Origin of the sequence: Streptomyces sp. NPDC058741, assembly GCF_042746715.1 — a bacterium.
In the GTDB taxonomy this organism is placed as follows: domain Bacteria; phylum Actinomycetota; class Actinomycetes; order Streptomycetales; family Streptomycetaceae; genus Streptomyces.
Window position 1 is genome coordinate 19944 of sequence record NZ_JBHYQH010000050.1, and the last position, 24563, is coordinate 44506.

Consider the following 24563-nt stretch of genomic DNA (forward strand, 5'->3'; position numbering starts at 1 on the left):
GCCCGTGCGAAGGTGAACCATGCCTCTGAGCCATCCCCGCCGTTCGGCGCTGTCCGAGCAGGTCATCGCCGCGCTGCGGGCGCAGATCACCTCGGGCGAGTGGCCGGTCGGCTCCCGGATCCCGACCGAGCCGGAGCTGGTCGAGCAGCTCGGCGTCGCCCGCAACACCGTCCGTGAGGCCGTCCGCGCGCTCTCGCACAACGGGCTGCTGGACATCCGTCAGGGCTCCGGCACGTACGTCGTGGCGACGAGCGAGCTGGCCGGGGTGATGCAGCGGCGGTTCGCCGACGCCGATCCGCGGCACATCGCCGAGCTGCGCTCCACGCTGGAGTCGGCCGCGGCCCGGCTGGCCGCCGAGCGGCGCACGGAGAAGGACCTCAAGCAGCTGGACGCGCTGCTGCTGCGGCGCGAGGAGGCCTGGGCCTCGGGCGACGCGGAGGCGTTCGTGACGGCGGACGCGACCTTCCACCTCGCGGTGGTGTCGGCCTCCCACAACGACGTCATGACCGCCATGTACGCGGACCTGGGCGAGGTGCTGCGGGACTGGCTGCGCGAGGACGTCGGCGAGGAGCTGACGCCGGAGACGTACATGGACCACGGGCGTCTGCTCGACGCGATCCGCGCGGGTGGCGCGGACGAGGCGGCGGCGGAGGCCGCGCGCTATCCGTTCCTGTGCCGCCCGGGCGGGGTCAGCCCGCCCTCCGGTGGCTGATCCACGCCGTGCCGACTTCCTTCCAGCAGCGTCCCGTCAGGCGCACGGTCTGCGCGGGCTGCGCCTCGATCGGGGCGCTGTCGGTGTCGATGTCCCACCAGCGGGCGCACTCGACGTGCAGGCTGACGCGGTCGGTCTGTGGATAGGGGTTGTGGCAGTACGCGGTCACCTTGGAGCCGGTGACGCGGATCCGGCAGGCGGCTCCGAAGGGGTCCGCGGCCGGGCTTTCGCCGGCGGGCACGCGCGCGGGTGACGCCGGCACGCGCGCGTGGGACACCGCCTCCGACGCCGGGGTCGTCACGAGAGCGACGGCGAGGAACAGTGAGGCCGTTCGGCGGGACGAGCGCACAAGGGGACCTCCTCGGCCGTGCTGCGGAGGGGTTCACGGGGTGAACGCGTATTCCAGCCTGCCCAGTTGCGGCCCGCCCCGCCCGGCCGGCTGAGCCGGACGAGTGACGCCCCGCTCCCCGCGCGGTGCGGGGAACGGGGCGTCGGCGACGCGGGGCGGGTCAGGCGCCGATGGCGTGCAGACCGCCGTCCACGTGGATGATCTCGCCGGTGGTCTTGGGGAACCAGTCGCTCAGCAGGGCGACGATGCCGCGGCCGGCGGGCTCGGGGTCCTTCAGGTCCCACTCCAGTGGGGAGCGGTGGTCCCACACGGAGGCCAGCTCGCTGAAGCCCGGGATGGACTTGGCGGCCATGGAGCCGATCGGGCCCGCGGAGATCAGGTTGCAGCGGATGTTCTGCTTGCCCAGGTCACGGGCCATGTAGCGGCTGGTCGCCTCCAGGGCGGCCTTGGCCGGGCCCATCCAGTCGTACTGCGGCCAGGCGTACTGCGCGTCGAAGGTCAGGCCGACGACCGAGCCGCCGTTCTGCATCAGGGGCAGGCAGGCCATGGTCAGCGACTTCAGGGAGTACGCCGAGACGTGCATGGCGGTGGCGACCGACTCGAACGGCGTGTTGAGGAAGTTGCCGCCGAGGGCGTCCTGTGGGGCGAAGCCGATGGAGTGCACGACACCGTCGAGGCCGCCGAGCTCCTCGCCGACGATGTCCGCGAGGCGCCCGAGGTGCTCGTCGTTGGTCACGTCGAGCTCGATGACCTTGGTGGGCTTGGGGAGCTTGCGGGCGATGCGCTCGGTCAGGGTGGGCCGCGGGTACGCCGTGAGGATGATCTCGGCGCCCTGCTCCTGGGCCAGCCTGGCTGCGTGGAAGGCGATGGAGGACTCCATCAGCACACCGCTGATCAGGACGCGCTTGCCCTCGAGGATTCCGCTCATGGTGATCAGTGACCCATTCCCAGTCCGCCGTCAACGGGGATGACGGCTCCAGTGATGTACGAGGCGTCGTCCGAGGCGAGGAACCGCACCGTCGCGGCGATCTCCTCCGGCCGGGCGTACCGGCCGAGCGGCACCTGCGACACGATGTTCGAGCGCTGCTCGTCGGTGAGCGCCTTGGTCATGTCGGTGTCGACGAAGCCGGGCGCGACGACGTTGAAGGTGATGTTCCGCGAGCCCAGCTCCCGGGCGAGGGAGCGCGCGAAGCCGACCAGGCCGGCCTTGGAGGCGGCGTAGTTGGCCTGGCCCGCGGAGCCGAGCAGCCCGACGACCGACGAGATCAGCACGACGCGGCCCTTCTTGGCGCGCAGCATGCCGCGGTTGGCACGCTTGACGACCCGGAAGGTGCCGGTGAGGTTCGTTTCGAGGACCGAGGTGAAGTCCTCCTCGGACATGCGCATCAGGAGCTGGTCCTTGGTGACGCCGGCGTTGGCGACCAGGACCTCGACGGGGCCGTGGGCCACCTCGATCTCCTTGTAGGCCTGCTCCACCTGCTCCGCGTCGGTGATGTCGCACCGGACGGCGAGGAAGCCGGCGGGCGGCTCACCCGAGCGGTACGTGATGGCGACCTTGTCGCCGGCGTCGGCGAAAGCACGGGCGATGGCGAGGCCGATGCCCCGGTTGCCTCCGGTGACGAGAACCGAGCGGCTCAACGGATCACCCTTTCGATAGCGGTCTGCGGGTCCGCCCGGGTGCCTGGACGACAGGCGGACGACAGGCGGCTTCCTCGAAAACCTATCGGTCCCGGCACGCCCGCGGACAATCGGGCACCGACAGTGGCGTACGGGACTCACTGTCGGGTCCCTACAGAAAGCAGCCGTCCCGGGGCGGCAAACGCGTGGTCCCCGGGCCCGCGGGAGGAGATGATCGGACCGGTCACTCAGTACGGCCATCACGCGCATCCCGCCAGCACGGCGATCACGCTCACCTCGACGGAAAGAGACGGCGGTGCCTCATACCATCGACGAGGCCTTCACGGCCCTCCCCCTACGCGCCCTCGCGGACGCGGCCCTCGCACGCGCGCGTGCGCTCGGCGCCGAGCACGCGGACTTCCGGTTCGAGCGGGTGCGCGGCGCCTCCTGGCGGTTCCGGGACGCCAAGCCCGCCGGGTCGTCGGACACCACCGACCTCGGGTACGCGGTGCGGGTGGTGCACGGCGGGACGTGGGGGTTCGCGTCCGGCGTGGACCTGACCATGGACGCGGCCGCGAAGGTCGCCTCGCAGGCGGTGGCCATGGCCAAGCTGTCCGCGCAGGTGATCAAGGCGGCCGGGTCGGACGTGGGGGCACCTCCCACGCCTTCCGGGCAGTGGGGGAGGGTGGAGTTGGCCGACGAGCCCGTGCATGCCGACAAGACGTGGATCTCCTCGTACGAGATCGACCCGTTCACCGTGCCCGACGAGGAGAAGGCCGGGCTGATCGCGGACTGGAGCGCGCGGCTGCTCGCGGGCGACGGGGTGGACCACGTCGACGCCTCCCTGCTCACCGTCCACGAGAACAAGTTCTACGCCGACACGGCAGGGACCGTGACCACGCAGCAGCGGGTGCGGCTGCACCCGGTGTTCAACGCCGTGTCGGTGGACGAGTCGAGCGGCGAGTTCGACTCGATGCGCACGCTCGCGCCGCCCGTGGGACGCGGCTGGGAGTACCTGCGGGGCACCGGCTGGGACTGGGAGGGCGAGCTGGAGCGGATCCCGGAGCTGCTCGCCGAGAAGATGCGCGCCCCGAGCGTCGAGGCCGGCGTGTACGACCTGGTCGTCGACCCGTCCAACCTGTGGCTGACGATCCACGAGTCCGTCGGGCACGCCACGGAGCTGGACCGGGCGCTGGGCTACGAGGCCGCCTACGCCGGCACGTCGTTCGCCACGTTCGACCAGCTGGGCACGCTGCGCTACGGCTCGGAGCTGATGAACGTCACCGGCGACCGCACCGCCGAGCACGGCCTCGCCACCGTCGGCTACGACGACGAGGGCGTCGCGGGCCAGTCCTGGGACCTGGTCAAGGACGGCACGCTGGTCGGCTACCAGCTGGACCGGCGCATCGCGCGGCTGACCGGTTTCGAACGGTCCAACGGGTGCGCCTACGCCGACTCTCCCGGCCATGTGCCGGTGCAGCGCATGGCCAACGTGTCGCTGCGGCCGGACCCCGCCGGGATGTCGACCGAGGATCTGATCGGCGGCGTGGAGCGCGGCATCTACGTCGTCGGCGACCGATCCTGGTCGATCGACATGCAGCGCTACAACTTCCAGTTCACCGGGCAGCGCTTCTACCGGATCGAGAACGGGCGGCTGGCCGGGCAGCTGCGGGACGTGGCCTACCAGGCGACGACCACCGACTTCTGGGGCTCGATGGCCGCGGTGGGCGGGCCGCAGACGTACGTGCTGGGCGGCGCCTTCAACTGCGGCAAGGCCCAGCCCGGTCAGGTCGCTGCCGTGTCGCACGGCTGCCCCTCGGCCCTGTTCAAGGGCGTCAACATCCTCAACACCACCCAGGAGGCCGGCCGATGAACGCCAGCTGCGGGCTCGGCCGGGGGTCCGGGGGTCGCCCCCCCGGGAAAGCACAGTCTCAACACCACCCAGGAGGCCGGCCGATGAGCGCGCGCACCAGCAAGCCGCACGAGGTCGTCGAGCGCGCCCTCGAACTGTCCCGGGCGGACGGCTGCGTCGTGATCGCCGACGAGCGGTCCACCGCCAACCTGCGCTGGGCGGGCAACGCGCTGACCACCAACGGCGTCACGCGCGGGCGCACGCTCACCGTGGTCGCCACCGTCGACGGCAAGGAGGGCACGGCCTCGGGGGTCGTGTCGCGGTCCGCGGTGACCGCCGACGAGCTGGAGCCGCTGGTGCGGGCCGCCGAGGCCGCCGCGCGCGGTGCCGGGCCCGCCGAGGACGCGCAGCCGCTGGTGGCGGGCGTGGAGCGGTCGCCGGAGTTCACCGAGGCGCCCGCCGAGACGTCCTCGGCCGTGTTCGCCGACTTCGCGCCGGCGCTCGGCGAGGCCTTCGCACGGGCGCGTGCGGGCGGCCGGGAGCTGTACGGCTTCGCCAACCACGAGCTGGTGTCGACGTACCTGGGCTCGTCCACGGGGCTGCGGCTGCGGCACGACCAGCCGAACGGGACGCTGGAGCTGAACGCCAAGTCGCCCGACCGGACCCGGTCCGCCTGGGCCGGGTGCTCCACGCGGGACTTCAAGGACGTCGACCCGGCCGCCATGGACGCGGATCTGGCCGTGCGCCTCGGATGGGCCGAGCGGCGTGTGGAACTGCCCGCGGGCCGGTACGAGACGCTGCTGCCGCCGACCGCCGTGGCGGACCTGCTGATCTACCAGCTGTGGTCGGCCTCGGGCCGGGACGCGGCGGAGGGCCGCACCGTGTTCTCCAAGCCGGGCGGGGGCACGCGGGTCGGCGAGAAGCTGACCGATCTGCCGCTGACCCTGCGCAGCGACCCGCACGAGCCGGGCCTGGAGTCGGCGCCGTTCGTGATCGCGCACTCCTCCGGGGGCGACCAGTCGGTGTTCGACAACGGGCTGCCGCTCGCGGCCACCGAGTGGATGCGCGAGGGCGAGCTGCGGCGCCTGACCACCAGCCGGCACAGCGCGGGCCTGACCGGGCTTCCCGTGGCGCCGGGCATCGACAACATCGTCCTGGACGGCGGCGAGGACCGCTCCCTGGACGAGATGGTCGCCGCCACCGAGCGCGGGCTGCTGCTGACCTGCCTGTGGTACATCCGCGAGGTCGATCCGGCGTCGCTGCTGCTGACGGGCCTGACCCGGGACGGCGTGTACCTCGTGGAGAACGGCGAGGTGACGGCGGAGGTGAACAACTTCCGGTTCAACGAGTCGCCGGTCGGCGCGCTGGGCCGGGCCTCGGAGGCGGGCCGGACCGAGAAGACGCTGCCCCGGGAGTGGAGCGACTGGTTCACCAGGGCGGCGATGCCGGCCCTGCGGGTGCCGGACTTCAATATGAGCTCTGTCAGCCAGGGCGTATAACCTCGTACCTGATTGCGAGCCGGCCCATTCGAGGAGATGCGAGAACCGTGACGGACATCGTCGACGAGCTGAAGTGGCGCGGGCTGTTCGCCCTGTCCACCGACGAGGACGCTTTGCGCAAGGCGCTCGCGGACGGTCCCGTCACGTTCTACTGCGGCTTCGACCCGACGGCTCCGTCGCTGCACGTGGGGCACCTGGTGCAGGTGCTCACCGTGCGCCGGCTCCAGCAGGCCGGGCACCGGCCGCTGGCGCTGGTCGGCGGGGCCACGGGCCTGATCGGCGACCCGCGCCCGACCGCGGAGCGCACGCTGAACGACCCGGAGACGGTCGCAGGATGGGTCGGCAGGCTGCGCGGGCAGATCGAGCCGTTCCTTGACTTCGAGGGCGAGAACGCGGCCGTCATGGTCAACAACCTCGACTGGACCGAGGGCCTCTCCGCGATCGAGTTCCTGCGCGACATCGGCAAGCACTTCCGCGTCAACAAGATGCTGACCAAGGACTCCGTGGCACGGCGCCTGGAGTCCTCCGAGGGCATCAGCTACACCGAGTTCAGCTACCAGCTCCTGCAGGGCATGGACTTCCTCCAGCTCTACCGCCGCTACGGCTGCACGCTGCAGCAGGGCGGCAGCGACCAGTGGGGCAACCTCACGGCGGGCCTGGACCTGATCCACCGCCTGGAGCCGGACGCGACCGTGCACGCGCTGGCGACGCCGCTGATGACGAAGGCGGACGGCACCAAGTTCGGCAAGACCGAGGGCGGCGCCGTCTGGCTCGACCCGGAGATGACGACGCCGTACGCGTTCTACCAGTTCTGGCTGAACGTGGACGACCGGGACATCTCCCGGTACATGCGCATCCTGTCCTTCCGCTCGCGCGCGGAGCTGGAGGAGCTGGAGCGGCAGACCGAGGAGCGCCCGCAGGCCCGGGCCGCGCAGCGCGCGCTGGCCGAAGAGCTGACGACGCTGGTGCACGGCGCCGGCCAGACGACCGCCGTGATCGCCGCGTCGAGGGCCCTGTTCGGGCAGGGCGAGCTGGCGGAACTCGACGCGCGGACGCTGGCGGCGGCCCTGTCGGAGGTGCCGCACATCCGGGTCGCCGAGCTCGGCCCGGTCGTCGACCTGTTCGCCGAGGTCGGCCTGGTGGCCAGCAAGTCGGCCGCGCGCCGCACGGTCAAGGAGGGCGGCGCGTACGTGAACAACGCCAAGGTCACCGCCGAGGACGCCGTCCCGGCCAAGGAGGACCTGCTGCACGGCCGCTGGCTGGTGCTGCGCCGGGGCAAGAAGAACCTGGCGGCGGTCGAGGTCACGACCGGCTGAACACAACGGTGAAGGGGGCGGTCTCCGGCGCGGAGACCGCCCCCTTCCGTGTGACCCGTCATGCGCGCTCTCCCCTGGCCGCCGTCCAGGCCCGGTCGCCGAGACCGACGAAGACGATGGCCGTCACCAGCTGGAAGACGTGCCGCCACCAGTCGATGCCCTCCGTCGCGTCGACCCCGGCCGCCCGGGCGACGGCGTTGCCGACGACCGCGCCGATCATGCCCAGGATGAGGGTCAGCCACAGGGGAAGGTGCTGCCTGCCCGGGATGATCGCCTTCGCGATCAGGCCGAGAACCAGTCCTACGATGATCGCCCAGAACCAGCCCATCGCTGCCTCCTCGTACGGCTCGGCGGACGGACTACCGCCAGTGTCGGCCCAGATGCGCTGCGGCGCATGCCGACGCGTGGCGTCCGCGCTCCGGCGGTCGGTGTGCGCCGTCCGGGGGCGGACCCGGTCTCGTGGCGGCCGCGGACGCGGCGTAACGTAGGAGTTGTCCCGGTCAGGGTCACGACCGGCCGAGGACGGTGACGGGGCGGCGAGAGTCGGATGCGGGCGGATGGTGGAATGCGATGCGGAAGCGGCATGGCGGCGGCAACGTCGAGGTGTTCCGGATCACCGGCGCCCGCACGGGGCTCCAGGAGGACGTCCGGGGGCGGCAGCGCCGCTACGTGATCTCGATGACGATCCGCACGGTCTCGGTGGTCCTCGCGGCCACGTTGTGGAACGTCGAACGGCATGTGGCCATCGTGGCCCTGGCGCTGGGGCTGGTCCTGCCGTACATCGCGGTGGTGATCGCCAACGCGGGGCGCGAGAACGCGCCGTCTCTGCCGTCGACGTTCGTGCGGCCCCCTGCACGGCCGATGATCGCGCCGCCGGAGCGGGAGTCCGCCCGGGCGGACTCCATGTCGGAGTCGGAGGATGCCGCGTCGGGTCCGGTGCCGGGGGCGCGGCGCGAGCCGGGCGAGCGGTAGGGCGCCCGAGGAGCGGACGGGACGCGGCGCAAGCCGGAATCCCGCCAAGCTCAAGAAGACCTGAGATCAATCATGCTGTTCCGGTGCCGGGTGCGGGGGTACCCGTGACATACTTCGTACGCGCTCCGCATCCCCCGTCGGAGCGACGGACCGACGCCGGGCAGCTCCCCCCGTGGCTGCTCGGCGTCGCCTTTTCTGTGTGCAGTGGTGAGACGAACCTGTGAGTGACGAGACGCCTGTCTGTTCCGCGAAGGGCTGCCGCGTCGACGCGGTGTGGGTGCTCGCGTGGAACAACCCGAAGGTCCACACGCCGGAGCGGCGCAAGACGTGGCTGGCCTGCGAGGAGCACCGCGAGCATCTGTCGCGGTTCCTCGGCGTGCGGGGGTTCCTGAAGGACGTCGTGGCCCTTCGGGAGTGGGAAGCGAGCCGCGGCTGAGTCAGCCGCCGATCGCCGACATGGGGCGGTCCGGCTGGACGAACGCCGGGTCGTCGAGGCCCGCCCCGGCCTTCTTGCCCCACATCGCCAGGCGCCAGATGCGGGCGATCTCCTCGTCCGGTGCGCCGGAGCGCAGGGCGCCGCGCAGGTCGGTCTCCTCCTGGGCGAACAGGCAGGTGCGGACCTGGCCGTCGGCCGTGAGGCGGGTGCGGTCGCAGGCCGCGCAGAACGGGCGGGTGACCGAGGCGATGACACCCACCACGTGCGGGCCGCCGTCGACCAGCCAGCGCTCCGCCGGGGCCGAGCCGCGCGTGTCCTCGCCCTCGGGCGTGAGCTCGAAGCGGGTGCGCAGCGAGGTGAGGATGTCGCCTGCCGTGATCATGCCGTCGCGCTTCCAGCCGTGCTGGGCGTCCAGCGGCATCTGCTCGATGAAGCGGAGCTCGTAGTCGTGCTCCACGGCCCAGGCGAGGAGGTCGGGGGCCTCGTCGTCGTTGAGGCCCGGCATCAGGACCGAGTTGACCTTGACCGGGGTGAGGCCGGCGTCGCGGGCGGCGTGCAGGCCCTCGACGACGTCCCGGTGGCGGTCGCGGCGGGTGAGGGTCTTGAAGACGTCCGGCCGGAGCGTGTCGAGGGAGACGTTGACCCGGTCCAGGCCGGCCGCCTTGAGGGCCGCCGCCGTGCGCTTGAGGCCGATGCCGTTGGTGGTCAGCGACATCTGAGGGCGGGGCTCCAGGGCGGCGACGCGCTCCACGATGCCGGCCAGGCCGGGGCGCAGCAGGGGCTCGCCGCCGGTGAAGCGGACCTCCTCGATCCCGAGGGACGTGACCGCCACGTGGACGAGGCGCACGATCTCGTCGTCCGTCAGCAGATCCGGCTTGGCCAGCCACTGCAGCCCCTCCTCGGGCATGCAGTAGGTGCAGCGCAGATTGCAGCGGTCGGTCAGCGAGACCCTCAGATCGGTGGCCACTCGGCCGTAGGTGTCGATGAGCACGTGGGCCCCCTCCCTCGACGCGGACGTGCCCGGAGCAGTGTTCCTCCGACTCCTGTGAGCCTACGTGACCGCACCGACATCACCACAGACCGCGATCCCACGACGAACGGCGCGGCCGCGCCGCAGGGACCTGGAGGTTCCTACGAGGCGGCCGCGCGGACGGAGTCGTGCTCAGTGGGCGCCGGTGCCGGTCAGGGACCTGACCTCCAGCTCCGCGTACTTCTCGGCGTCGGGCTTCTCCTTGGACAGGACCGTGCCGAGCCAGCCCATGAGGAAGCCGAACGGGATGGAGATGATGCCCGGGTTCTTCAGCGGGAACCAGGCGAAGTCCACGTCGGGGAACATCGCCTTGGGGTCGCCGGAGACGACGGGCGAGAACAGCACCAGGCCGACGGCGACGATCAGGCCGCCGTAGATCGACCACAGGGCGCCCTGGGTGGTGAACCGCTTCCAGAACAGGCTGTAGAGGATCGTGGGCAGGTTGGCGGAGGCGGCGACCGCGAAGGCGAGCGCGACCAGGCCGGCCACGTTCAGGTCGCGGGCGAGGGCGCCGAGGCCGATGGAGACGACGCCGATGAAGACGGTCGCCCAGCGGGCGGCGCGGATCTCCTCGGCGCCGGAGGCCTTCCCCTTGCGGATGACGTTGGCGTAGATGTCGTGCGCGAAGGAGGACGACGAGGCGAGGGTGAGGCCGGCGACGACGGCGAGGATCGTCGCGAAGGCCACGGCCGAGATGGTGGCGAGCAGGATCGCGCCCCAGGTGGAGTCGACGCCGCCCAGGTGCAGCGCGAGCAGGGGTGCGGCCGTGTTGCCGGACGGGTTGGACGCGATGATCTCGTCCTGCGAGATGAGCGCGGCGGCGCCGAAGCCGAGCGCGATCGTCATCAGGTAGAAGCCGCCGATGATGCCGATGGCCCAGTTCACCGACTTACGGGCGGCCTTGGCGTCGGGCACGGTGTAGAAGCGGATCAGGATGTGCGGCAGGCCGGCGGTGCCGAGCACCAGGGCGACGCCCAGGGAGATGAAGTCCAGCTTGGAGGTGCCGGTGGCGCCGTACTGGAGGCCGGGCTCCAGGAAGGCGGCGCCCTTGCCGCTGTTCTCGGCGGCCTTGCCGAGCAGGTCGGAGATGTTGAAGTCGAACTTCAGCAGGACCAGGAAGGTGATCAGGACGGTGCCGCCGATGAGCAGCACGGCCTTGACCATCTGCACCCAGGTGGTGCCCTTCATGCCGCCGATGGAGACGTAGACGATCATGAGGACGCCGACCAGGGCGACGATGAGGATCTTCCCGGCGTCGGAGGTGATGCCGAGCAGCAGCGAGACGAGGACGCCCGCGCCGGCCATCTGGGCGAGCAGGTAGAAGATCGACACGACGATCGTGGAGGTGCCGGCGGCGGTGCGGACGGGGCGCTGGCGCATGCGGTAGGCCAGGACGTCGCCCATGGTGTAGCGGCCGGAGTTCCTGAGCGGTTCGGCCACCAGGAGCAGGGCGACCAGCCAGGCGACCAGGAAGCCGATGGAGTACAGGAAGCCGTCGTAGCCGAAGAGGGCGATGGCGCCGGCGATGCCCAGGAAGGACGCGGCGGACATGTAGTCGCCGGAGACGGCCAGGCCGTTCTGGAAGGCACTGAACTGGCGTCCGCCGGCGTAGAAGTCGGCGGCGTCCTTGGTCTGGCGGCCGGCCCAGACGGTGATGCCGAGGGTGGCGAGGACGAACAGCGCGAACAGGGTGATGATCAGCGGGCGGTGCTCGCTGGCCTCGTTCGCGGCGAGCAGGGTCTGCTGTGCGGGGCTCATGCGCCGCCCTCCATCCGGGACTTGATGGCCTCGGCCTTGGGGTCGAGCTTGGCGGCGGCGTGCCGCGAGTACCACCAGGCGATGAGGAACGTGGTGACGAACTGGGCGACGCCGAGGACGAAGGCGACGTTGACGTTGCCGAACAGCTTGGTGCCCATGAAGCCGCCCGCGTAGTTCGACAGCAGGACGTACAGCAGGTACCAGACGATGAAGCCGACGGTCAGCGGGAAGGCGAAGGAGCGGTAGGAGCGGCGCAGTTCAGCGAACTCCGCGCTCTGATGCACCTCCGCGAACTCCTCCGGTGAGGGGAGTTTGTGCTGCTCCTTCGAGGGGGGCGGTGCGTCGGTTGCCACGGAGTCTCCTCGCAATGACGTGAGCGGTGGATACGGGGGCGGAGGCGAGTGTCCTCGCACTCCTTGTCCAACGTCACGGCGGCACGCGAGGAGCGGTTCAACCGGGCGGCGTTCTTTCCGAAGTGGTTTCGACAAAACGTTGCTGGCCAGCGAGAGGGCGGGATAGCTTCACCCCTGCACCACCTCGTCATGTACCTGCCCGAGCACCATCTGCGTCTCGGGCCGGTTTCGTTTCCGGAGGATGTGGAGACCCCATGTCTCATCTGCGTTCCAGGCGCCGGCTCGCTCTCGCCGTGCCCGTCGTGCTGTCGTTGACGGCCTCGCTCGGCTTCCTGCCCGCTGCCGCGTCGGCGGCCCCGCACGCGGAGTCGGCCACCCGGACTGCGGAGTCGCCGACGCTGGCCTATGTCGTCAACACCTCGGTGGACCGGCACACGATCGCGTCGGTGAAGAAGGCGATCGGCAGGGCCGACGGCTCGGTCGTGGCCACGTACGAGCGGATCGGCGTCCTCGTCGTCCACTCCTCGAACCCCGACTTCGCCGCGTCCATACGCAAGGCCCGCGGGGTCCGGTCGGCGGGCGCCACCCGCACGGCGCCGCTGGCCGCCGCGGGGACCAGGGAGGAGGGCGCGGTCGAGTACCTGACGGCCGCCCAGGCGGAGCGGACCGAGGCAGCGTCGGCACAGGAGCCCGGGAGCGAGCCGCTCGAGGCCGACCAGTGGGACCTGCGCGCGATAGGCGCCGACCAGGCCGCGAAGATCAACCCGGGCAGCGGCAAGGTGACCGTCGCCGTGATCGACACCGGCGTGGACGACACCCACCCGGACATCGCGCCGAACTTCTCCGCGGAGCAGTCCGCGAACTGCGCGGGCGGCAAGGCCGACACCAGCGAGGGCTCCTGGCGGCCGTACACGCCCGAGGACTACCACGGCACCCATGTGGCCGGCGAGATCGCCGCCGCCCGCAACGGGGTCGGCGTCGCCGGTGTCGCTCCCGGCGTCAAGGTGTCCAGCATCAACGTGACCGACCGGGCCAGCGGCCTCTTCTACCCGGAGAGCGTCGTGTGCGCGTTCGTGTTCGCCGCCGACCACGGCGTCGAGATCACGAACAACAGCTACTACGTCGACCCGTGGCTGTACAACTGCATGGACGACCCGGACCAGCGGGCGATCGTCGAGGCGGTCAACCGGGCGCAGCGGTACGCCCAGCGCAAGGGGACGCTGCACGTCGCCTCGGCGGGCAACTCCAACCACGACCTCGACTCGGACGCGATCCTCGACGACTCCAGCCCGAACGACACCACGCCCGTCGAGCGCACCATCGACCCGCACGAGTGCTTCGACATCCCGACCCAGCTGCCGGGTGTCGTCACCGTCAGCGCGACCGGCGTCCAGAACGTCAAGTCGTACTACTCCAGCTACGGCGAGGGCGTCGTCGACGTCGCCGCGCCGGGTGGCGACCGCCGCTACCAGATCCCGGACACGCCGTCCAAGGACGGCCGCATCCTGTCCACCATGCCGAACGGCGCGTACGCCTTCCTGCAGGGCACCTCGATGGCAGCGCCGCACGCCTCCGGTGTCGCCGCGCTGCTGAAGTCCAAGCACCCGTGGGCCTCCCCTGCGCAGCTGCAGGCGATGCTGAAGGCCCAGGCCGACGAGACCGCCTGCCCGACGTCCTACGACCAGGACGGCGACGGCACGCAGGACGCGGTGTGCGAGGGCGGCGAGCGCCTCAACGGCTTCTACGGACACGGCATCGTCGACGCGCTGCGCGCGGTCAAGTGACCCGCCCGTGCCGCTGAGACCTTCCGCACCATCAGCTCGTACCGCGAACGAACTGGAGACACCATGACTGCGCCGCACGCGCGCTACCGCCGCGCCGTCGCGATACCGGCCGGGATGGCCGTGGCCACGGCGCTGGCGTTCCTGCCGAACACCGCGGCCACGGCCATCGAGGACGCCGCCCCCGCGGTGGTCTCGGCCGACGCCACGCCGCTCAGCTACGTCGTCAACGTCAAGCCCGGGCACGGCGCTTCGGGGCACGTGAAGAAGGCCGTCGGCACGGCCGGCGGCACGATCGTGACGTCGTACGACCAGATCGGCGTCCTCGTCGTCCACTCCTCGAACCCCGACTTCGCCAAGACCATGCGCACGGTGCGCGGCGTGCAGTCGGCGGGCGCCACCCGCACGGCGCCGCTGCCCTCGGCGGCGACGACCGACCTGGGCACGCCCAGGACGCTGAGCGCGGCCGAGGTGGCGGAGGCCGAGGCGGCGGACGGGCAGGACCCGCTGCAGTCCCTGCAGTGGGACCTGCCCGCCATCAAGGCGGACCGGGCGCACGAGAAGTCGCTGGGCAGCAGCAAGGTCACGGTCGCCGTGATCGACACCGGCGTCGACGACACCCACCCCGACATCGCGCCCAACTTCGACCGCGAGGCCTCCGTCAACTGCGTCTCCGGCAAGCCGGACACCGCGGACGGGGCGTGGCGGCCCGCCGCCTCGGAGAGCCCGCACGGTACGCACGTGGCCGGTGAGATCGCCGCCGCCAAGAACGGCGTCGGCATGACCGGTGTGGCGCCCGGGGTGAAGGTCTCCGGCATCAAGGTGTCGAACCCGGACGGCTTCTTCTACACGGAGGCCGTGGTCTGCGGCTTCGTGTGGGCGGCCGAGCACGGGGTCGACGTGACCAACAACAGCTACTACACCGACCCCTGGTACTTCAACTGCACGGACGACCCGGACCAGAAGGCGCTCGTGGAGGCCGTCACCCGCGCCTCGCGGTACGCCGAGAAGAAGGGCGCGGTCAACGTCGCGGCGGCCGGCAACGAGAACTACGACCTGTCGTCCGACGAGATCACCGACCCCGCCTCCCCGAACGACACCACCCCGGGCGACCGGGTCGTCGACCCCTCGGAGTGCCTGGACATCCCGACCCAGCTGCCGGGTGTCGTCACCGTCGCCGCGACGGGTGCCAAGGGCCTCAAGTCGTCCTTCTCCAACTACGGTCTGGGCGTGGCCGACATAGCCGCGCCGGGCGGCGACTCGACGGCCTACCAGAAGCCGGAGCCGCCGGCCAGGAGCGGACTGATCCTGGGCACGCTGCCGGGCGGCAAGTGGGGCTACATGGCCGGTACGTCCATGGCGTCCCCGCATGTCGCGGGCGTGGCCGCACTCATCAAGTCGACGCACCCGGACGCGCCGCCGGCCATGGTGAAGGCGCTGCTGTACGCGCAGGCGGACGGCAAGGCGTGCACGGACCCGTACGACATCGACGCCGACGGCAAGGTCGACGCGGTGTGCGAGGGCACGAAGAACCGCAACGGCTTCTACGGCTGGGGCATCGCGGACGCGCTGGACGCGGTGACCAAGCAGGGCTGATGTGAGGGCGGTCCGGGCCGGGCGGGGTGACCTGCCCGGCCCGCTGCGTTCGTGAGGGCGGTTCAGGGCCGGGGCCGACCGAGCTGTTCCGGTTCTGTCCGTTCACCGCTTCCGGACTTGCCCCCTCCTGGGAGGGCTGGTGAGGATCCTGGGGTGACCTTGACACGACCCGGGGGCGGGACCGCCGGTGCACGCGGGTCCGCGCGGCGCGCCGGTGCGGGCCGTGCCGCCGCCGTCCTGGTGCTGGGCGCGCTGATCCCGCTGCTCGGCCCGTCCACCGCACTGCACGGCACCGGGGAGGCCGAAGCGCCCGGCGCCGGGGGCACAGCGCTGCTGCGCACGGTGCTGTTCGCGGCGCTGTGCGTACCCGTCGGCGAGCTGTTCGTGGACCGGCTGGCGCGGTCGGTGCCGGGGACGGCCCCGGAAGGGACCGCCACCGTCCCGGCCGTGCCCCGCAGCTGGTCGGCGTACGCGGCCGCCGCCGGGTTCCTCGCCGCCCTCGCGCTCGCCTCGGTCGTGGCCGCGGGCAATCGCGTCGATGTTCTTGGTCAGCCCGTACCGGGGCCGCTCGGTCTCGGCGACGAACGAGCCGAACAGCTGGTCCCAGACGATGAGGATGCCGCCGAGGTTGCGGTCCAGGGAGCCGCCCTGGGAAGCAGGGTGGACGCGGTGGTGCGACGGGGTGTTGAGGACGAACTCGAACCAGCGGGGCATCCGGTCGATGCGCTCGGTGTGGATCCAGAACCGGTAGACGAGGTTCGCCGAGGAGCAGAACGCGAGGGCGGCCGGGTGGACTCCGGCGAGGACGAGCGGCACGTAGAACGGCCACGAGGTCAGGGACGTCCAGGGCTGGCGCAGCGCGGTGGTGAGGTTGAACCTGCGGCTGGAGTGGTGCACGACGTGGCAGGCCCACAGGATGCGCACGACGTGGTGGCCGCGGTGGGACCAGTAGGAGAAGAAGTCCTGCCCGAGCAGCATCAGGGGGACGGTCCACCACAGAACGGGCACGCGCAGGGGCGTGAGTTCGTACAGGACCGTGCAGAGGGCGACGATCGGGACCTTCCAGAGGAAGTCGAAGGCGAGGCTGCCCAGCCCCGTGCCGACGCTCGTCGCGGCGTCCTTGGCCTCGTAGCCCTCGGCGTCCTCGTCGGGGTGGAGCCGACAGCTGACCATCTCCACCACGGTGAGCAGCACGAAGGAGGGGATCGACCACAGCACGACATCGGGCAGGTTCGGCGTGCCAGCACCGTAGGACCGTCGTCACGCCGGCGACCAGACGTTGCCACCAACGAGTATTACCGACGGTACGCGCTTGTTTCCTGGCGATCCCGGCCAAGCGCGCCGAACGGGCGGCCCCTGGCCCCGAAACCCTGAGCATGGGTCAGACGTACCCCTCGCGAACGGACAGACCGGACAGCACGCCTGAGGGGGCATCGGGAGAGGCGGGGCGGGCGCACCTGGCGGACGGCGGTGTCAGTCGCGGCCCGTATCCTCAGGGACCATGCTCGAAGACCTGACGACCGCAGCGTTCTCCCCCACGTCGTGGCCGGCCGCGTACCCCGAGGGATACGCGGTCGTCGACGTGGAGACCACGGGCCTGGCCCGGGACGACCGCATCATCTCCGCGGCGGTCTACCGGCTGGACGCGCGCGGCGAGGTCGAGGACCACTGGTACACGACGGTCAATCCGGAGCGCGACCCGGGCCCCGTCTGGATCCACGGTCTGACCAGCGAGGCACTGGAGGGCTCGCCCCTTTTCCCCGACATCGCCGAGGAGTTCACCAGCCGGCTTGCGGGACGGGTGCTCGTCGCGCACAACGCCGTCTTCGACTGGCAGATGATCGCCCGGGAGTACGCGCGCGCGAACCGCGAGGCGCCGGTGCGGCAGCGGCTGTGCACGATCGCGCTCTCCAAGGAGCTCGGGCTGCCGCTGCCCAACCACAAGCTGGAGTCGCTCGCCGCGCACTTCGGCGTCGTCCAGCAGCGGGCGCACCACGCGCTGGACGACGCGCGCGTGCTCGCGGAGGCGTTCCGGCCCAGCCTCCTGGCCGCGGCGGCGAAGAACGTACCGCTGCCGCTGCACGAGTGCCGGCCGCTGACCGAGTGGACGGACCGCCCGGCCACGCCCCGGATCGGGCAGCAGGCGGGGTACGGCGGCTACCGGGCCACGACGTGGCGCCCCGCCCGGAAACGGCCCGCCTGCCCCTACCCCAACCCCGGGCGGTACGAGCCGGGCGGGCGGCTCAAGCAGGGGATGCGGGTCGCCTTCTCCGGCGACACCTCGACCGAGCGGGAGCTGCTGGAGGACCGCGCGACCGAGGCCGGGCTGCACGTGGCCACGAGCCTGTCCCGGCTGACGAGCCTCCTCGTCACCAACGACCCGGACTCGGGCACCTCCAAGGTCGTCAAGGCCCGCCAGTTCGGCACCCCGGTCGTGGACGAGGCGGCGTTCGGCCAGCTCCTCGCGGACGTGGAGCCCGCACCGCGGGAGTGACCGGTCACCGCAGGTCCCGACCGTACGGACGGGTGATTGCCGGGCGACTCGCCCGGCCGCCGCTCGCCCGGGCGGGGGCGACGGCTCACCCTGTGGCGCATGGCGACCTGTGAGGTTTGTGGCAATCAGTACGGAATGACCTTCGAGGTGCACGCGCAGGGCGTGGTGCACGTCTTCGACTGCTTCGCCTGCGCGATCCACCGTATGGCCCCCATCTGCGAACACTGCCGGGTGCAGATCATCGGGCAGGGCGTGGAGGCCGAGGGCCACTGGTACTGCGGCGCCCACTGCGCCCGCGCGGAGGGAAAGGCGGGCATCGTCGACAAGGTGTGAGCCGGTACCCGCCTGAATGCACCCCACGACCGAGTTGTACGGTCGTGGGGTGTACCGCTTCCTGTTGTCCCGGCAGTGGGTGATCCTGACACTGATCGCCCTGCTCCTCATCCCCACGATGATCAGGCTGGGCATCTGGCAGATGCACCGCTACGAGGAGCGCACCGCCCGCAACGAGCGCGTCGCCGACGCCCTGGCCGCGAAGCCGGTGCCCGTGGAGGCGCTGACCGGGCCGGGGCACACCGTCACCAGCGCGGAGCGCTACCGCACGGTGACCGCGAAGGGCCGCTTCGACGCCGAGGACGAGGTCGTCGTCCGCCGCCGCACCAACGCCGACGACAAGGTCGGTTACCACGTCCTGACCCCGTTCGTCCTCCACGACGGCAGGGTGCTGCTGGTCAACCGGGGCTGGATCCCCTCCTCCGGGCCGAGCCAGAGCACGTTCCCCGAGGTGCCCGCCCCGCCGTCCGGCGAGGTGACGATCAAGGGCCGGCTGATGCCCGACGAGACGACCGAAACGAGCGGCATCAGGAACCTCGAGGGTCTCCCGGACCGGCAGATCATGCTGATCAACAGCGAGTTCGAGGCGCGGCGCCTGGACGCCCGGGTGCTCGGCGGCTACATCGCCCAGACGGCCCCCGAGCCGAAGGGCGACTCCCCCGAACTGCTGGGCGACCCCGGCAAGGAGGACGCCGCGCTGAACTACGCCTACGCCGTCCAGTGGTGGCTGTTCTCGGCCGCCGTCCCGGTCGGCTGGGTGGTCCTGGCCCGCCGCGAGGCCCGGGAGCGCGCCGAGCAGACGGCCTCGGCGGCCGACGCCGAGACATCGGAGCCGGCCTCGGTGTGACCCCGCCCCTCAGGGGCGCGGGGAACCGCGCCCCCGCAATGAGTGCCGGCACGAGCGCCGGAGCCATGGGCGCACCGCCCGACGACATCACCACCAACAGCCCAGCCGGGACACGCCCCTCAGGGGCGCGGGGAACCGCGCGGACGACCACAACCGCACCCACAACCCCACGACACACCCCCAGCCCCAGCCCCAGGGTGAGTCCAGGGAGGACCGTCCCGGCCCGAGCCGGCCGCGGGCCTGACCGGCGGGGGTGAAGTCCGGCCCCCGCACACCGCACGGCACCCGGCCGGCGGCCGCCGGGACGGCCCGTCACTCCCGCGGCCCCCGACCGGATTGCGGCGCCGACTTGCCGGGCATCCGCACTCCGTGCACCCCCGCATCGAGGACTACGCGCTCATCGGCGACGAACAGACCGCGGCCCTGGTCGGCACGGACGGCTCCGTCGACTGGCTGTGCCTGCCCCGCTTCGACTCGGCCGCCTGCTTCGCGAAGCTGCTCGGCGACGAGGACAACGGGCACTGGCGCATCGCCCCCGTGGGGGCGGACCGGTGCACCCGGCGCGCCTACCGCCCCGACACCCTCGTCCTGGACACCGAGTGGGAGACCGAACACGGGACGGTCCGGGTCACCGACCTGATGCCCCAGCGCGACGAAGCCCCCGACCTCGTCCGGATCGTCGAGGGCCTGGACGGCGAGGTGACGCTGCACAGCGTCCTCAAGCTGCGCTTCGACTACGGCTCGGTCGTCCCCTGGATGCGCAGGACCGACGGCCACCGCGTCGCCGTGGCGGGACCGGACTCCACCTGGCTGCGCAGCGAGCCGGAGGTGCGCAGCTGGGGCGAGGACTTCGGCACACACGCCGAGTTCACGGTGCGCAAGGGCGAGAAGGTCGCCTTCGTCCTGACCTGGCACCCCTCCCACGAGCCGCGCCCGTCGCTCGTCGACCCCCACGAGGCGCTGCGCCACAGCGTCGAGGACTGGAGGACCTGGGTGGCGCACTGCCGCTACGACGGGCCCTACCGGGACGAGGTCGTCCGCTCCCTGATCACGCTCAAGGCCCTCACCTACGCCCCGACCGGCGGCATCGTCGCCGCCGCCACCACCTCGCTGCCCGAGGAGCCGGGCGGGGTGCGCAACTGGGACTACCGCTACTGCTGGCTGCGCGACTCCACCCTCACCCTGAGCGCGCTGCTGGCGGCGGGCTACCAGGGGGAGGCCGAGGCCTGGCGGAACTGGCTGCTGCGCGCGGTCGCCGGCGACCCGGCCGATCTGCAGATCATGTACGGCCTGGCGGGTGAGCGGCGGCTGCCCGAGTTCGAGCTGCCGTGGCTGGGCGGCTTCGACGACTCCTCCCCCGTCCGTATCGGCAACGACGCCGTGAACCAGCTCCAGCTGGACGTCTACGGCGAGGTGATGGACTCCCTGTCGCTGGCGCGCGCCTCGGGCCTGTCCGCCCAGCCGGACGTGTGGGCGCTGCAGACGGCCCTGATGGACTTCCTGCGCGCGAACTGGCGGCAGCCCGACGAGGGGCTGTGGGAGGTGCGCGGCGGCCGGCGCCAGTTCGTGCACTCGAAGGTGATGGTGTGGGTGGCCGCCGACCGTGCCGTGCGCACCCTGGAGGAGCACCCGGAGCTGGGCGGCGACCTGGAGGGCTGGCGCGAGCTGCGCGACGAGGTGCACCGCGAGGTGTGCGAGAAGGGCTACGACGCCGAGCGCAACACCTTCACGCAGTCCTACGGCTCCCGGGAGCTGGACGCCGCGCTGCTGCTCATCCCGCGGGTCGGTTTCCTGCCGCCGGACGATCCGCGGGTGCTGGGCACCATCGACGCGGTCCGCGAGGAACTGGACCACGGCGGATTCCTGCGCCGCTACAGCAGCCGGGACCCCGGCGACGAGGACGTCGACGGACTGCCCGGCAGCGAGGGCGTCTTCGTGGTCTGCTCCTTCTGGCTCGCGGACGCCCTGCACATGACGGGCCGCACGAAGGAGGCCCGCGAGCTGTTCGAACGGCTGGTGCGGCTCGCCAACGACGTCGGTCTGCTGTCCGAGGAGTTCGATCCGGTCTCCGGCCGGCAGCTCGGGAACTTCCCGCAGGCGTTCAGCCACATCGGACTGGTGAGCACCGCCCTCGCCCTGTACGGGGCGGACGGGGCAGGATAGGGGCCATGGATCTTGGACTGAAGGACCGGGTGTACGTCGTCACGGGGGCCACACGCGGCCTCGGCAACGCCACCGCGCGTGCGCTCGTCGAGGACGGGGCGCGGGTGGTCGTCTCGGGCCGGGGCGACGAGGGGGTCGCCGAGGCGGCGGCCGCGCTGGGCCCGAACGCGGTGGGCGTGGCCGTCGACAACGCCGACCCGGACGCGCCGGCCCGGCTGATCGGGGCCGCGCGGGAGCACTTCGGCCGTTTCGACGGCGTCCTCGTGAGCGTGGGCGGGCCGCCGGCGGGGTTCGTCGCGGACAACACGGACGCGCAGTGGCAGGCGGCGTTCGAGTCGGTGTTCCTCGGCGCGGTGCGGCTGGCCCGGGCCGCGGCGGAGGAGCTGGAGGCCGGGGGCGTCGTCGGGTTCGTGCTGTCCGGGTCGGTGTACGAGCCGATCCCGGGGCTGACGATCTCCAACGGGCTGCGGCCGGGTCTCGCGGGCTTCGCGAAGTCGCTCTCCGGCGAGCTCGGCCCGCGCGGGATCCGGGTGGTGGGCGTGCTGCCCGGGCGGATCGACACGGACCGGGTCCGGGAGCTGGACGCGCTCTCGGCGGATCCCGAGGCGACCAGGGCTGCGGCCGAGTCGAGGATCCCGTTGCGGCGGTACGGGACGCCCGAGGAGTTCGGCCGGACGGCCGCGTTCCTGCTGTCGCCGGCCGCTTCCTACCTGACGGGCGTCATGGTGCCCGTCGACGGCGGAGCGCGGCACGGCTTCTGAGCACGTCGCCCCGTCCGGCCACGTGCTCAACTGACCCTTTCCTCGCGGTGCTTGACGCCCTTCATCCGCACCTCCGCGGGCAGTGAGTCCAGGCCCGCCGAGCTCTTCGCGTGGGTCAGGGCGCCGGCCGTGAAGTCGGTCAGGGCCGTACCGGGGTCCACGTGCGGCTCCAGCACGAGGCGCACTCGGGCCTCGGGGGCGTGGCGGCGGCCCCTGAGGTGGGCGCGCGACCGGTCGACTCCGTCGATCCGGGCGGACTCCTCGGTGAGGACGTGCTCCAGGGCCCGGCCGCGCAGCAGCGCGCCCTCGCCGTCGCCGGTGTCGACGAGGACCTCGGCGAGGCGGCGCCGGCGGAGCACGGAGACGAGCCACCACAGGGTGAGCAGCAGGAGGACCGCGAGGGCGGCGATGACGACCGGCCACCACCAGCCCTCGTCCTGCCAGCGGGTGCGCTCGGCGTCGCTCAGCAGCACGTCGTGCCTGCTGTCGTGGATCCACCAGGAGGGCACCGGCGCGCCGAGGCCGACGGCCAGCACGGATCCGCCGGCGACCAGCAGGACGAGGCCCAGGAGGCCGAGGAACACGCGGTTGACGACCCTGAGCACGGCTGTCTCACCCCTTCCGGCCGGGACGCCGGACGTGCACCGACAGCGAGGGCGGCTTGGCCAGCCCCAGTCCGCGGACCGCGTCGGCGAGCACGGCGTCCAGCTCGGTTCGTACGTCGTCGGGTTCGCGGAAGTGGCACACGGCGCGCACGTCCGCCCGCCTCCGGCGCACCCGGGCCCGCGCCGTCCGGACACCGGCCACCTCCATGGCCCGGTCGCGCAGGGCGAAGGCGGCCGCGTCGCGGTGCAGGCCGGCGTGGACGTCGGCGTGGGTGCGCCGCATCGGGAGCACGCGCCGCAGGCCCGGGGTGGCGGCCAGGATCAGCAGCCAGAGGCTCAGGACGGCGGCGACGCCGGCGCCGACCAGCACCCAGGTGTCGTCCAGGGGCCGTTCGGCGAGCTGCCGGGCCAGTTCCTTGCGCCAGGCCATGCCGGGGCGGCCGGCGCGCACGGACACGATGTCGTACAGGAACAGCCCGGTCAGGCCCAGGAGCAGCACGGCGACGATGCCGGCGGGGATGCGGCGCGCCGACCAGAAGCGGCCCGCGCGCCCGCCGTCGCCGTCCGGTGCGGGCGGCGGCCCGTACGCGGACGACGAGGCCGACTGGTCGGGTCCGGTGCCGTCGCCCGCCCCGGACTTCTCCAGGACGGGCAGGCGCTGGGTCGCTCCGTCGGAGGCTTCCGTGTCCCCGGGTTCGCTCATCGCGTCCTCCCGTTTACCGCGCCGTGTGCCGGAACCAGGTGCAGCCGCTCCACCTGGACGACGACCTCCGGCACCTGCATGCCCACCAGGTCGCCTACCCGCTCGACCACGTGGTGACGCACCCGGTGGCAGCGGGCGCCGATGTCGCAGGGGTAGTCGAGTTCGACCTGGACCCGCACATGGGCGACCTCGTGATGGACGGCGACCGTGGCGGAGGGCCGTCCGGCGTCCGGCGGCAGCTTGCCGACGGCCTCGTGGGCCGCCTGCGAGGCGATCTTGGCGACGACCCGGTCCGCGATGCGGGTCGCGCCGCGCTCGCCCGGCGGTACGACCGTCGGCGGTCTGTCGAGCTCACCGGCCCCCGTGCTCACAGGCGTCACCGCCGCCGTTCGCCGCGGGACCGGAAGAAGTCGCCGAAGTCCATGTCCCCCTCCAGGAACCGGCCGACGACGAAACCGACGGCGCCCAGCGCCGCCACCAGCAGAAAGGCTCCGAATCCGCCGAAATACCCGGCGAAGGCCAGCGCCATGCCGGCGATCATGCCAGCCACGCCCATGCTCATGCGGTCCTCAGCTCCTCAGCCGCTGTCGTGTCCCGTGGTCCGTGCCTCACTGGATCCGGCGCTCCGGTTCCTCTTCCTCCTCGTCCGGCAGCTTCACGTCGCTGACCGCGATGTTGACCTCGACGACCTCCAGGCCCGTCATCCGCTCGACGGCCGTGATGACGTTCTCCCGCACGTCCCGGGCCACATCGGCGATCGACACGCCGTAGTCGACGACGATCTCCAGGTCGAGGGCCGCCTGGACCTCGCCGACCTCGGCCTTGACGCCGCGCGTGACCGACTTGGCGCCACCGGGAACGCGGTCGCGCACGGCGCCGAAGGTGCGGGACAGGCCGCTGCCCATGGCGTGCACGCCGTCGACGTCGCGTGCGGCCAGACCGGCGATCTTCTCCACGACGCCGTCCGCGATGGTGGTGCGGCCCCGGGAGCCCGGGTCCCCGCCGTCGCGCTTGACCAGCGGGCTCCTGCGCACCGCCGGGGTCTCGCTCTCCCCGCCCCGGTTCTCCGTCATGTCTGTCATCGCCGTACGTCCTTTTCGGTCGTCGTCCTGCGACCACCGTAAGCATGGTTACCGGGGAGCGCGCCTCTGATACGGCAGGCTGGAGGAATGACGGCCGACCGGTGGACGCAGGCAGTGAGACATCAGCTGGGCATCGGCAGACTGCTGCCGCTGGGTGACGCGCGGGACGGGGCGTGGATCGCCGAGCGGGCAGCCGAGGCGGTGCTGCGGCGAGCGGCGCTGGACGCTCCGGGCGTTCGCCTGGAGACGCTCCGGATCAAGCGCCCCGACACGGCGCCGTCGGCGGAGCCGGCCGTACCGGCTC

Annotated in this window: 25 protein-coding genes and 3 pseudogenes; 15 read left to right on the plus strand and 13 right to left on the minus strand. The window is 72.0% G+C overall.

The features are described 5' to 3' along the window. The first annotated feature begins 19 nt into the window (after positions 1-19). Positions 20-712 (plus strand): FadR/GntR family transcriptional regulator, encoded by a 693-nt coding sequence (locus ACFW6P_RS28340; RefSeq protein ID WP_386359086.1) that lies wholly within the window; start codon positions 20-22, stop codon positions 710-712. Here the strand turns inward: ACFW6P_RS28340 and ACFW6P_RS28345 are convergent. From ACFW6P_RS28345 to fabG, 3 genes are all read right to left on the minus strand, one after another. Further along, the gene (locus ACFW6P_RS28345; RefSeq protein ID WP_386359084.1) at positions 690-1061 is read right to left on the minus strand and encodes a hypothetical protein; all 372 of its coding nucleotides are present in this window, start codon (positions 1059-1061) and stop codon (positions 690-692) included. The two genes, ACFW6P_RS28340 and ACFW6P_RS28345, sit on opposite strands and share 23 nt — an antisense overlap. Before the next feature lie 160 nt (positions 1062-1221). Continuing rightward, complete coding sequence (fabI, locus tag ACFW6P_RS28350) at positions 1222-1989, minus strand: enoyl-ACP reductase FabI (RefSeq protein WP_386359082.1); 768 nt, start codon at positions 1987-1989, stop codon at positions 1222-1224. Positions 1990-1994: 5 nt separating this feature from the next. After that, the gene (gene fabG, locus ACFW6P_RS28355) at positions 1995-2699 is read right to left on the minus strand and encodes a 3-oxoacyl-[acyl-carrier-protein] reductase (protein ID WP_386359081.1); all 705 of its coding nucleotides are present in this window, start codon (positions 2697-2699) and stop codon (positions 1995-1997) included. Positions 2700-2994: 295 nt separating this feature from the next. Between fabG and ACFW6P_RS28360 the strand changes: the two genes are divergently transcribed. From ACFW6P_RS28360 to tyrS, 3 genes are all read left to right on the plus strand, one after another. After that, on the plus strand, positions 2995-4551 hold the full coding sequence (locus ACFW6P_RS28360; RefSeq protein ID WP_386359079.1) for a TldD/PmbA family protein: 1557 nt from the start codon (positions 2995-2997) through the stop codon (positions 4549-4551). A gap of 83 nt (positions 4552-4634) precedes the next feature. Then, positions 4635-6029: a metallopeptidase TldD-related protein gene (locus ACFW6P_RS28365; protein ID WP_386359078.1), complete on the plus strand. Its 1395-nt coding sequence runs from the start codon at positions 4635-4637 to the stop codon at positions 6027-6029. A gap of 47 nt (positions 6030-6076) precedes the next feature. Further along, entirely contained in the window at positions 6077-7345 is a 1269-nt protein-coding gene (tyrS, locus tag ACFW6P_RS28370; RefSeq protein ID WP_386359077.1) for a tyrosine--tRNA ligase, read from the plus strand. Positions 7346-7403: 58 nt separating this feature from the next. Here tyrS and ACFW6P_RS28375 read toward each other — a convergent pair whose 3' ends face one another. Continuing rightward, complete coding sequence (locus ACFW6P_RS28375; RefSeq protein WP_386359075.1) at positions 7404-7673, minus strand: GlsB/YeaQ/YmgE family stress response membrane protein; 270 nt, start codon at positions 7671-7673, stop codon at positions 7404-7406. 242 nt (positions 7674-7915) lie between these two features. Here ACFW6P_RS28375 and ACFW6P_RS28380 point away from each other — a divergent pair, with 242 nt between their 5' ends. Together ACFW6P_RS28380 and ACFW6P_RS28385 are read left to right on the plus strand one after the other, a co-directional pair. Continuing rightward, positions 7916-8317 (plus strand): DUF3099 domain-containing protein, encoded by a 402-nt coding sequence (locus tag ACFW6P_RS28380; RefSeq protein WP_386359073.1) that lies wholly within the window; start codon positions 7916-7918, stop codon positions 8315-8317. Positions 8318-8537: 220 nt separating this feature from the next. Continuing rightward, positions 8538-8753, plus strand: coding sequence for a hypothetical protein (locus tag ACFW6P_RS28385; protein WP_386359071.1), 216 nt, complete (start codon positions 8538-8540; stop codon positions 8751-8753). A 1-nt stretch (position 8754) separates the two neighbouring features. On the opposite strand, the gene moaA is transcribed toward ACFW6P_RS28385, so the two are convergent. From moaA to ACFW6P_RS28400, 3 genes are all read right to left on the minus strand, one after another. Further along, a complete protein-coding gene (moaA, locus tag ACFW6P_RS28390; RefSeq protein WP_386359069.1) occupies positions 8755-9744 on the minus strand; it encodes a GTP 3',8-cyclase MoaA in 990 nt (329 codons plus the stop codon). A gap of 171 nt (positions 9745-9915) precedes the next feature. After that, on the minus strand, positions 9916-11541 hold the full coding sequence (locus ACFW6P_RS28395; protein WP_386359067.1) for a cation acetate symporter: 1626 nt from the start codon (positions 11539-11541) through the stop codon (positions 9916-9918). Further along, positions 11538-11894, minus strand: coding sequence for a DUF485 domain-containing protein (locus ACFW6P_RS28400; protein WP_386359065.1), 357 nt, complete (start codon positions 11892-11894; stop codon positions 11538-11540). Before ACFW6P_RS28400 ends, ACFW6P_RS28395 begins: the two co-directional genes overlap by 4 nt. A gap of 254 nt (positions 11895-12148) precedes the next feature. On the opposite strand from ACFW6P_RS28400, the gene ACFW6P_RS28405 reads away from it, so the two are divergent. The 3 genes and pseudogenes from ACFW6P_RS28405 to ACFW6P_RS28415 all read left to right on the plus strand — a co-directional run. Then, entirely contained in the window at positions 12149-13678 is a 1530-nt protein-coding gene (locus tag ACFW6P_RS28405) for a S8 family serine peptidase (protein WP_386359063.1), read from the plus strand. A gap of 63 nt (positions 13679-13741) precedes the next feature. After that, positions 13742-15271 carry a S8 family serine peptidase gene (locus tag ACFW6P_RS28410; RefSeq protein WP_386359062.1) on the plus strand — a complete coding sequence of 510 codons (1530 nt, stop codon included), beginning with the start codon at positions 13742-13744 and terminating at the stop codon, positions 15269-15271. Positions 15272-15424: 153 nt separating this feature from the next. Beyond that, positions 15425-15808 (plus strand): annotated as a pseudogene (locus tag ACFW6P_RS28415) (hypothetical protein); the annotation flags it as partial. Here ACFW6P_RS28415 and ACFW6P_RS28420 read toward each other — a convergent pair. Further along, positions 15806-16501, minus strand: a pseudogene (locus ACFW6P_RS28420) (sterol desaturase family protein); the annotation flags it as partial. The pseudogenes ACFW6P_RS28415 and ACFW6P_RS28420 overlap by 3 nt on opposite strands. Positions 16502-16772: 271 nt before the next feature. Here ACFW6P_RS28420 and ACFW6P_RS28425 point away from each other — a divergent pair. The 5 genes from ACFW6P_RS28425 to ACFW6P_RS28445 all read left to right on the plus strand — a co-directional run bounded on the left by ACFW6P_RS28425 (position 16773) and on the right by ACFW6P_RS28445 (position 21869). Further along, entirely contained in the window at positions 16773-17765 is a 993-nt protein-coding gene (locus ACFW6P_RS28425) for a DEDDh family exonuclease (RefSeq protein WP_386359060.1), read from the plus strand. A 99-nt stretch (positions 17766-17864) separates the two neighbouring features. Then, complete coding sequence (locus ACFW6P_RS28430) at positions 17865-18098, plus strand: hypothetical protein (protein ID WP_356435861.1); 234 nt, start codon at positions 17865-17867, stop codon at positions 18096-18098. 49 nt (positions 18099-18147) lie between these two features. After that, positions 18148-18945 (plus strand): SURF1 family protein, encoded by a 798-nt coding sequence (locus ACFW6P_RS28435; RefSeq protein ID WP_386359058.1) that lies wholly within the window; start codon positions 18148-18150, stop codon positions 18943-18945. A gap of 369 nt (positions 18946-19314) precedes the next feature. After that, positions 19315-21108, plus strand: a complete 1794-nt coding sequence (locus ACFW6P_RS28440; RefSeq protein ID WP_386359057.1) for a glycoside hydrolase family 15 protein — start codon at positions 19315-19317, stop codon at positions 21106-21108. A 5-nt stretch (positions 21109-21113) separates the two neighbouring features. Then, positions 21114-21869, plus strand: a complete 756-nt coding sequence (locus tag ACFW6P_RS28445; RefSeq protein WP_386425300.1) for an SDR family oxidoreductase — start codon at positions 21114-21116, stop codon at positions 21867-21869. Between the two features lie 26 nt (positions 21870-21895). Here ACFW6P_RS28445 and amaP read toward each other — a convergent pair whose 3' ends face one another. From amaP to ACFW6P_RS28470, 5 genes are read right to left on the minus strand one after another with little or no spacing between them, the layout of a single operon-like run. Next, complete coding sequence (gene amaP / locus ACFW6P_RS28450) at positions 21896-22474, minus strand: alkaline shock response membrane anchor protein AmaP (protein WP_386359053.1); 579 nt, start codon at positions 22472-22474, stop codon at positions 21896-21898. A gap of 7 nt (positions 22475-22481) precedes the next feature. Further along, positions 22482-23177, minus strand: a complete 696-nt coding sequence (locus tag ACFW6P_RS28455) for a DUF6286 domain-containing protein (protein ID WP_386359051.1) — start codon at positions 23175-23177, stop codon at positions 22482-22484. Beyond that, positions 23174-23557 carry a hypothetical protein gene (locus tag ACFW6P_RS28460; RefSeq protein WP_386359050.1) on the minus strand — a complete coding sequence of 128 codons (384 nt, stop codon included), beginning with the start codon at positions 23555-23557 and terminating at the stop codon, positions 23174-23176. Before ACFW6P_RS28460 ends, ACFW6P_RS28455 begins: the two co-directional genes overlap by 4 nt. Beyond that, a complete protein-coding gene (locus ACFW6P_RS28465; protein ID WP_386359048.1) occupies positions 23554-23739 on the minus strand; it encodes a hypothetical protein in 186 nt (61 codons plus the stop codon). The genes ACFW6P_RS28460 and ACFW6P_RS28465 overlap by 4 nt, the downstream gene beginning before the upstream one ends. Positions 23740-23785: 46 nt before the next feature. Then, complete coding sequence (locus tag ACFW6P_RS28470) at positions 23786-24259, minus strand: Asp23/Gls24 family envelope stress response protein (RefSeq protein ID WP_386359046.1); 474 nt, start codon at positions 24257-24259, stop codon at positions 23786-23788. An 87-nt stretch (positions 24260-24346) separates the two neighbouring features. On the opposite strand from ACFW6P_RS28470, the pseudogene ACFW6P_RS28475 reads away from it, so the two are divergent. Next, positions 24347-24563 (plus strand): annotated as a pseudogene (locus tag ACFW6P_RS28475) (nucleopolyhedrovirus P10 family protein); the annotation flags it as partial.

Excerpts from the sequence above, each read along its gene's own strand:
- ACFW6P_RS28340 (WP_386359086.1), top strand. The coding sequence starts at position 20 with ATGCCTCTGAGCCATCCCCGCCGTTCGGCGCTGTCCGAGCAGGTCATC.
- fabI (WP_386359082.1), bottom strand. The coding sequence starts at position 1,989 with ATGAGCGGAATCCTCGAGGGCAAGCGCGTCCTGATCAGCGGTGTGCTG.
- ACFW6P_RS28365 (WP_386359078.1), top strand. The coding sequence starts at position 4,635 with ATGAGCGCGCGCACCAGCAAGCCGCACGAGGTCGTCGAGCGCGCCCTC.
- ACFW6P_RS28375 (WP_386359075.1), bottom strand. The coding sequence starts at position 7,673 with ATGGGCTGGTTCTGGGCGATCATCGTAGGACTGGTTCTCGGCCTGATC.
- ACFW6P_RS28380 (WP_386359073.1), top strand. The coding sequence starts at position 7,916 with ATGCGGAAGCGGCATGGCGGCGGCAACGTCGAGGTGTTCCGGATCACC.
- ACFW6P_RS28395 (WP_386359067.1), bottom strand. The coding sequence starts at position 11,541 with ATGAGCCCCGCACAGCAGACCCTGCTCGCCGCGAACGAGGCCAGCGAG.
- ACFW6P_RS28405 (WP_386359063.1), top strand. The coding sequence starts at position 12,149 with ATGTCTCATCTGCGTTCCAGGCGCCGGCTCGCTCTCGCCGTGCCCGTC.
- ACFW6P_RS28410 (WP_386359062.1), top strand. The coding sequence starts at position 13,742 with ATGACTGCGCCGCACGCGCGCTACCGCCGCGCCGTCGCGATACCGGCC.
- ACFW6P_RS28425 (WP_386359060.1), top strand. The coding sequence starts at position 16,773 with ATGCTCGAAGACCTGACGACCGCAGCGTTCTCCCCCACGTCGTGGCCG.
- ACFW6P_RS28430 (WP_356435861.1), top strand. The coding sequence starts at position 17,865 with ATGGCGACCTGTGAGGTTTGTGGCAATCAGTACGGAATGACCTTCGAG.
- ACFW6P_RS28445 (WP_386425300.1), top strand. The coding sequence starts at position 21,114 with ATGGATCTTGGACTGAAGGACCGGGTGTACGTCGTCACGGGGGCCACA.
- ACFW6P_RS28455 (WP_386359051.1), bottom strand. The coding sequence starts at position 23,177 with ATGAGCGAACCCGGGGACACGGAAGCCTCCGACGGAGCGACCCAGCGC.
- ACFW6P_RS28465 (WP_386359048.1), bottom strand. The coding sequence starts at position 23,739 with ATGAGCATGGGCGTGGCTGGCATGATCGCCGGCATGGCGCTGGCCTTC.
- ACFW6P_RS28470 (WP_386359046.1), bottom strand. The coding sequence starts at position 24,259 with ATGACAGACATGACGGAGAACCGGGGCGGGGAGAGCGAGACCCCGGCG.